Source organism: Oceanicella sp. SM1341 (assembly GCF_003448965.1).
Classification (GTDB): domain Bacteria; phylum Pseudomonadota; class Alphaproteobacteria; order Rhodobacterales; family Rhodobacteraceae; genus Paroceanicella.
The window spans coordinates 123,317-130,520 of record NZ_QRGC01000014.1; the positions used below are offsets into that span (position 1 = coordinate 123,317).

5 protein-coding genes and 1 pseudogene are annotated in these 7,204 nt (G+C 72.0%); 4 read left to right on the forward strand and 2 right to left on the reverse strand.

Features of this window, described 5'->3' with window-relative positions:
• Nucleotides 1-236 precede the first annotated feature (236 nt).
• Together D3P35_RS14330 and D3P35_RS26995 are read left to right on the forward strand one after the other, a co-directional pair.
• Nucleotides 237-1,154 carry a UTP--glucose-1-phosphate uridylyltransferase gene (locus D3P35_RS14330; protein WP_118135415.1) on the forward strand — a complete coding sequence of 306 codons (918 nt, stop codon included), beginning with the start codon at nucleotides 237-239 and terminating at the stop codon, nucleotides 1,152-1,154.
• A gap of 188 nt (nucleotides 1,155-1,342) precedes the next feature.
• A pseudogene (locus tag D3P35_RS26995) lies at nucleotides 1,343-1,501 on the forward strand (hypothetical protein); the annotation flags it as partial.
• A 308-nt stretch (nucleotides 1,502-1,809) separates the two neighbouring features.
• Here the strand turns inward: D3P35_RS26995 and D3P35_RS14340 are convergent.
• Nucleotides 1,810-2,364: an ActR/PrrA/RegA family redox response regulator transcription factor gene (locus D3P35_RS14340; RefSeq protein WP_118135416.1), complete on the reverse strand. Its 555-nt coding sequence runs from the start codon at nucleotides 2,362-2,364 to the stop codon at nucleotides 1,810-1,812.
• A 96-nt stretch (nucleotides 2,365-2,460) separates the two neighbouring features.
• Nucleotides 2,461-3,084, reverse strand: a complete 624-nt coding sequence (locus D3P35_RS14345) for an SCO family protein (protein ID WP_118135417.1) — start codon at nucleotides 3,082-3,084, stop codon at nucleotides 2,461-2,463.
• Between the two features lie 211 nt (nucleotides 3,085-3,295).
• On the opposite strand from D3P35_RS14345, the gene regB reads away from it, so the two are divergent.
• Nucleotides 3,296-4,738 carry a sensor histidine kinase RegB gene (gene regB, locus D3P35_RS14350; protein WP_118135418.1) on the forward strand — a complete coding sequence of 481 codons (1,443 nt, stop codon included), beginning with the start codon at nucleotides 3,296-3,298 and terminating at the stop codon, nucleotides 4,736-4,738.
• 47 nt (nucleotides 4,739-4,785) lie between these two features.
• Nucleotides 4,786-7,204, forward strand: a 2,419-nt coding sequence (locus D3P35_RS14355) for a PAS-domain containing protein (protein WP_118135419.1), incomplete at its 3' end; no start/stop codon positions are given.

Sequence of the window (7,204 nt, forward strand, 5' to 3'; positions counted from 1 at the left end):
TTCCTCCCGCTTCCCCTGCAATTCCCCAGTTCGGGCCAAAGCGCAAGCCGGACGAGAGTTCCCTGCGAATTTCGTGGAACCGTTTGCCGGGGGTGCGCGTTGTCTCCCTGTCGCGTCGCGCGTGGGCAAGGGTGACGGCGAAGAGAAAGCCTTCGCTGGAGCGGAAAAATTGCTGCAACGCGGTGCGAATCATGCAAAGGTGAATCAAGTCATTCCACAACCCGGAGTTTAATGCGGTGAGCAAACGCATCTCGAAAGCGATCTTCCCCGTCGCCGGCATGGGCACCCGCTTCCTGCCTGCAACGAAGGCGATTCCGAAGGAGATCCTTCCGCTCGTCGACCGCCCGCTTATCCAGTATGCCATCGACGAGGCGCGTGAGGCGGGTATCGAGGAGTTCATCTTCGTCACGGCGCGCGGCAAGTCGGCGCTGGAGGATTACTTCGACGCCGCACCCGAGCTCGAGCGCTCGCTGACGGCGAAGAAGAAGACGGCGCTGCTCGACATCCTGAACTCCACCAACATGGACAGCGGCGCCATCGCCTACGTGCGCCAGAAGGAGGCCCTGGGCCTCGGCCACGCCGTGTGGTGCGCCCGCCGCCTGATCGCCGACGAGCCGGTGGCCGTGCTGCTGCCCGACGACGTGATGGTGGGCGGCAAGCGCCCCTGCCTCGCCCAGATGGTCGAGGCCTGGGAGAAGACCGACCGCACCGGCACCATGGTCGCGACCATGGAAGTCGATGACGCGATGATCTCCTCCTACGGCGTGATCGACCCCGACACCACCGCCACCGACATCTCCGGCCGCACCGTGCGGGCGAAGGGTCTGGTGGAGAAGCCGAAGGCCGAGGACGCGCCGTCGAACCTCGCGGTGATCGGCCGCTACATCCTGCCGCCGACGATCTTCGACTACCTCTCCGAGGGCAAGACCGGCGCCGGCGGCGAGATCCAGCTCACCGACGCCATCGCCGCCGAGGCGACCGCCGGCCGCGCCGTGCACGGGTTCCGCTTCGAGGGCCAGCGCTTCGACTGCGGCTCCAAGGCGGGCTACCTGCAGGCCACCGTCTCCATCGCCCTGCAGCGCGAGGACCTGGCCGGCGAACTGGCCGAGTTCCTCAACGAACTGCAGCCGCGCATCTCGATGGCGGCCGAGTAAGCTCTCGCCACGAGGTGAGACGACAGGAGGCGGCGGTTCCACCAGGGACCGCCGCTTTTCCTTTGCCCGGCCGGGGGGAACGCGCGCCGCGCCGAGGGGGCCTGCCGGCCCCCGCAGCTTGGCGCGCGTGGCAGACGGCCCGTCGGGCCGCTGCCGGTCCAGGCTGAGCCCGAGGCGCAAGGCGCAAGGCGCGAGGCGCAAGGCGCAAGGCGCAAGGCGCAAGGCGCAAGGCGCAAGGCGCAAGGCGCAAGGCGCAAGGCGCAAGGCGCAAGGCGCAAGGCGCAAGGCGCAAGGCGCAAGGATGCCTGCGACTTCCCCTTCCCGCACACAATCTCTCGTCGCTCTGAACCGGGCACGGAGGGCCGCGCCCGACCCTGGGTGGGCGCAGCCACGCCTGTGGTCAGCGGTTTATCGTGAAAGCCCCGGACGACGGCTGAACGGCAACCGACATCGCCATCGCGCCCTCCCGGGGGGAGGGTCGGGCGCGGCCCGGGCTGGCCGCCCGGGCGAACGGGCGCAAGGCCACCACGGACCTTCCGACGACACCTGCCTTCCGGGTGCCACGAGAGGCGGAGGCCCCCGGGGCCTTCGCCACGCGCGCCAAGCTGCGGGGGCCGGCAGGCCCCCTCGGCGCGGCGCGCGTTCCCCCGGCGGATTACTTCGGCGAGCGCTTCGCCAGGATGCGCTGCAGGGTGCGGCGGTGCATGTTCAGCCGCCGCGCGGTCTCCGAGACGTTGCGGTCGCAGAGCTCGAAGACGCGCTGGATGTGCTCCCAGCGCACCCTGTCGGCGGACATCGGGTTCTCCGGCGGCGGCGGCTTGTCGTTGGAGCGCGAGAGCAGCGCCGCCTCCACGTCATCGGCGTCGGCGGGCTTGGAGAGATAGTCGGTCGCGCCGATCTTCACCGCGGCCACCGCCGTGGCGATGGCGCCGTAGCCGGTGAGCACCACGATGCGCGCGTCGGGCCGGGCCTCGCGCAGCTGCTCCACCACGTCGAGCCCGTTGCCATCCTCCAGCCGCAGGTCGACCACGGCATAGGCGGGCGGGCGCGCCTTCACGATGTTGCGGCCCTCGGCCACGCTGAGGGCGATTTCGGGAGCAAAGCCACGGCGCTCCATGGCACGGGCGAGACGGCGGGCAAACGCCTCGTCGTCATCGCAGACCATGAGGGAGACATCCTCGCCGAGGTCGGCCAGCGGCGCGTCGTTCATCTTCGGTTTCCGTTCCTGTTCTCAGCCTGTACCGGCTCTTTGTGGGTCAGAAGGCGCCGGCTGTCAAACGACGCCCCGCCCGCCCGGGCCGCGCGCTCACCCCGCGGCATCGGCATAGCAGGCGACCTTGTCGGCCACCTCCTCCGGGCTCGCCTCGTGGCGCAGGATATCGAGCACCCCCTCGCCCGGCAGCTCCAGGTAGGTGAAGGTGGAATGATCCATCAGGTAGAATTCCGCGTCGTCGCCCGATTTCGCGGCATAGACGAGATAGTCCCTGCGCATCCGCTCCAGTTCCTCGGCCGAGCCGGTGAGCGCGGTCATCGGCACGCCGAAATACTCCGCGAAGGTCCCCAGCTGCTCCGGCGTGTCGCGCTCGGGGTCGATGGTCACGAAGACCGAGTGCACGTCGAGGCCCCGCTCGGCCAGCAGGCTCACGGCGGCGGCGTTCCGGGCGGCATCCGCGGGGCAGACATCGGGGCAGAAGGTGTAGCCGAAATAGACCAGCGACGGCCGGTCGATCACCTCCGCCCGGCTCAGGCGGCTGCCGTCCGGCGCGGTGAGGGTGAAATCGCCGCCCAGCGCCCTGCCCCCGGCCACGGAGGTGGTGCCGCAGGCCGCGAAGCGCCCCTCGCCCCCGCCCGGGCCGACCGCGAACCACACCCCCGTTCCCAGCGCGAGAACGGTGACGGTAGCCGCGAGGATGGCGCTGGCCTTCTGCATGGCGCTTCTCTGCCCCCGCCGGGGCGGTTTTGCAAGCATTCCCGCCCGCCGGCGCGCCTGCCAGAAGGACGCAGGCCCCCGCGGCACGGGCCGTGACGCCCCGCCGCGCGGCGGCGGCCGCCCCGGCGGCGCGGGGCCTTTCCCCGGCGGTGGGAAATCCTGTACTCCTGCCGGGGGCCGCCTTCCCGGGCCCGGCAGGAGTACAGGACGGATGCAGGAAGCAGGGCTCTCGCTCATGACCAACGCCGCGCGGTCGGACTGGGTCCGGCTGCGCACGCTCACCCTGCTGCGCTGGCTCGCCATCGGCGGGCAGACCATGGCCGTGGTGGTGGCGAGCCAGTGGTTCGACGTGGCCCTGCCGCTCGACCTCTGCGGCTTCGCCATCGCGGCCTCCGCCGCCTTCAACATCATCTCCACCGTGGTGCACCCGCAGAACAAGCGCCTGTCGGAGCGCGACACGGCGCTGATCCTGCTCTTCGACCTCACCCAGCTCGCGCTGCTGCTGTTCCTTTCCGGCGGGCTGACCAACCCGTTCTGCGTGCTGGTGCTGGCGCCGGTGACGATCTCGGCCACCGCGCTCACGCTCAGGGTCACGCTGCTGCTCGGGCTCGCGGCGCTGGCCGACATCTCGCTGCTCGCCCTCTTCCACCTGCCGCTCGCCTTCGACGACGGCACCGACATGATCCTGCCCTCGCTGCACATCGGCGGCACCTGGGCGGCGCTGCTGATCGGCATCATCTTCCTCGCGCTCTACGCCCGGCGGGTGACGATCGAGACCTTCACCATGTCCCAGGCCCTCATCGCGACCCAGATGGCCCTCGCGCGGGAGCAGCGGCTCACCGCGCTCGGCGGGCTGGTGGCGGCGGCGGCGCATGAGCTGGGCACGCCGCTCGCCACCATCAAGCTCGCCTCCTCCGAGCTCGCGCACGAGCTGAAGGACCGCCCCGAGCTGCTGGAGGACGTGAAGCTCATCCGCGCCCAGACCGACCGCTGCCGCGACATCCTGCGCGGCCTCGGCCGGGCCGGGAAGGACGACACCCACCTGCGCCACGCCCCCGTGGCCGCCGTGGTGGAGGAGGCCGCCGAGCCGCATCTCGACCGCGGGCGCGACGTGATCATCCGCCTCGACGGCGTGGTGGACGTGGACAGCCCCGCCGCCCCGGACCAGCCGGAGATCAACCGCCGCCCCGAGGTGGTGCACGGGCTGCGCAACCTCATCCAGAACGCGGTGGATTTCTCCCGCGGGCATGTCTGGGTCGACATCGACTGGGACGCCGAGAACATCCGCATCGCCGTGGGCGACGACGGGCCCGGCTACCCCGCCGACGTGATCGGCCGGCTGGGAGACCCCTTCGTGCGCCGCCGCTCCGGCCCGCAGCAGCCCGGCGCCGAGCGGCCGGATTACGAGGGCATGGGCCTCGGCCTGTTCATCGCCAAGACCCTGCTCGAGCGCTCGGGCGCGCGCATCGCCTTCGCCAACGGCTCGGAATACGGCTCCGCCACCGGCCTGCCGCCGGGCACGGACCCGGACGCGGCCCGCCCCCCCGGCGCCATCGTGGAGGTGATCTGGCCGCGCGCCGGCATCGAGGTGACCCGTGAGGAAAGTCGCGCCGCGCTCGGCGAAAACAGGCCGTTCGACTTAAACAATATTTAACCTTATACCTGATAGCTGGACACGCATTCCTGTAACTGGGAGGTGTCATGGGCATCCCGGCCGCGATCTTCCTGCCCGGAGCGGTTCTGACAGGATGGATCGAAGCTCTGCCGGCGGAGGTTACCGCCTTCCTCGCCGCCCTGCTGGGCGCGGCGCTGGGGGCCGCGCTGCTGCTGGGCCAGCAGCGGTACGGCGCCGGCCAGGTGCGCCGCGCCATCTCGGCGGCGGACGGCTGCATCTTCCTGTTCCGCGGCATGTCGCTGCACGCCACCACGGCCGCCGGGCGGCGGCTGATCGACAGCCTGCCCGAGAGCCGGGAGGGCCAGCGCATCCGCCTCGTCTCCTGGCTGTCGCGCCAGTCGGCCGAGCTGTCGGCCGATCTCGCAGCACTCTTCGCCCACCACCGCCCCTTCACCCGCGACATCACCACCCGCGACGGCCAGGACCTGGAAGTGACCGGCGAGACCCGCGGCGCCCTCGTCTCGCTCGTGCTGCGCGACATCTCGGACGCCCGCCGCGCCCAGCGCGCCGCGGAGGAGCGCGCCGCCCGGCTGGAGGAGGAATGCGCCTACCTGCGCGTGATGGTGAGCGAGGCACCGGCGCTGATCTGGCGCCGGCGCGGCGGGAAGGTCCTCTGGGCCAATGCCGCCTATTGCCAGGAAATGGTGAGCCGCCGCGGCGGCCAGCCCTCGGAAATCGCGTGGCTTTTCCCCGACCCGAACCAGCCGCCGGAGGGCGCCTCGGCCGATTTCGGCCCCCTGCAGCGCCGCATGCCGCTGCGCGACCCCGGCGGCGAGCCGAAATGGTATGACGTGACCGAGCTTGCCGGCCCCGCGGATGACGTGATCGGCTTCGCGCTCAGCGCCGACGGCATCATGCGCGCCGAGGCGGCGCTGAAGCGCTTCGTCGAGACGCTGACCGAGACCTTCGCGCACCTGCCCATCGGCCTCGCCATCTTCGACAAGAACCGCCGGCTGGGCCTGTTCAACCCCGCGATCTCCGAGATCCTGAAGCTCGACCCCACCTGGCTCGCCGCCCGCCCCGGGCTGCAGGACTTCCTCGAGCGCCTGCGCGAGAACCGCCAGATGCCCGACCAGCAGGATTTCCTCGCCTGGCGGCGCAAGCTCACCGTGCTCGAGCGCGACGCCGAGGCCGCGAGCTACGAGGAGGACTGGGTGCTGCCCTCCGGCCAGACCCTACGCGTGATCGGCCGGCCCCACCCGCAGGGCGCCATCGCCTTCCTCTTCGAGGACATCTCCTCCGCCGTGATCCTCGAGCGCCGCTACCGCTCCGAGATCGAGACCTTCCGCGCCGTGCTGCACAAGCTCCCGGAGGCCACGCTGCTCTTCGGCCCGGACGGCAATCTCGCCTTCGCCAACCACGCCTTCCGCAGCATCTGGCCCTCCCTGGGTCCGGCCGAGCCGGGCACGCATGTCTCGCGGCTGATCGGGCTCTGGTCGGCCCTGTGCCGCGGCGCGGACCCCGAGGCCCCCGCCACCGGCACCGCCGGCGAGAAGGTCTGGCGCGACCTGAAGGATTTCATCACCCGCCACGATTCGCGCTCGGCCTGGAGCGCGCGGCTGCGCCCGCTGGACGGCCGGGTGCTGGTGCTGCGCGTGGCCCCGATGCCCGACGGCTCCACCCTGGTCTCCTTCGGCGACGAGACCGACAGGGAGCGCCTGCAGGCCTCCCTGCGCGCACGCATGTCCTCGCTCGAGCAGGAGGCCGACCTCGCCCGCGCCGGCCAGGCAGAGAGCCGCAACCGCGCGGAGGAGCCGCTGCGCCAGCTCGAGGAAATGGTCGATCTCGCCAGCCGCCGCGGCGACAGCGCCCTGCGCGCCGGCATTGCCGACGCGGTGGCCACGCTGCGCATCTTCCTCGCCCCGCCCGAGACCGGCGAGACCGGGGAGGTCGACCTTCCCGGCCTGTTGCGCTCGCTTCAGCGCCCGGCGCGCGAGGCGGCCGCCGCCCGGCGCATCGAGATCTCCATCGTGATGCCGGAGGAGCCCACGGCGCCCCTGCCGCTGCCCCGGCGCGGCCTGCGGCGCCTGTGCTTCCACCTCGTGGCCGACGCCATAGCCGCGAGCGTGAGCCAGGGCGAGGTGACCATCGAGACCGGGCTCTCGGCGCGCTGGCTCACCCTCATCGTGGTCACCCGCCGCCCGGCCCGGGCCGCCCCCCTCGGCGAGGCCGGCCCCCTCGTGCGCCGGATCGCGGGCGAGCAGGGCGCGCGCATCGAGGCCGGGCCGGACGGCGCCGGCGGCCGTCGCCTCATCTGCCGCGTGCCCCTGCACAGCGGAGACGACGGCGAGGAGGGCGAGGCGCTGCCCGCGGCCGGCATGCCGCGCGCCCCGCGCCGCGGCAAGGCCGCTGCGGTGCACCGCGGCGAGAGCGCCGAAATCGCCGCCCTGCCCGTGCCCCTCCCCGACGACCCGCCCGGTTCCGGCACCGGCGAAGACCCCTCCC

Bases quoted from the DNA above. Each gene is read 5' to 3' on its own strand.
- D3P35_RS14340 (WP_118135416.1), bottom strand. From the start codon at position 2,364: ATGAACGACGCGCCGCTGGCCGACCTCGGCGAGGATGTCTCCCTCATG.
- D3P35_RS14345 (WP_118135417.1), bottom strand. From the start codon at position 3,084: ATGCAGAAGGCCAGCGCCATCCTCGCGGCTACCGTCACCGTTCTCGCG.
- regB (WP_118135418.1), top strand. From the start codon at position 3,296: ATGCAGGAAGCAGGGCTCTCGCTCATGACCAACGCCGCGCGGTCGGAC.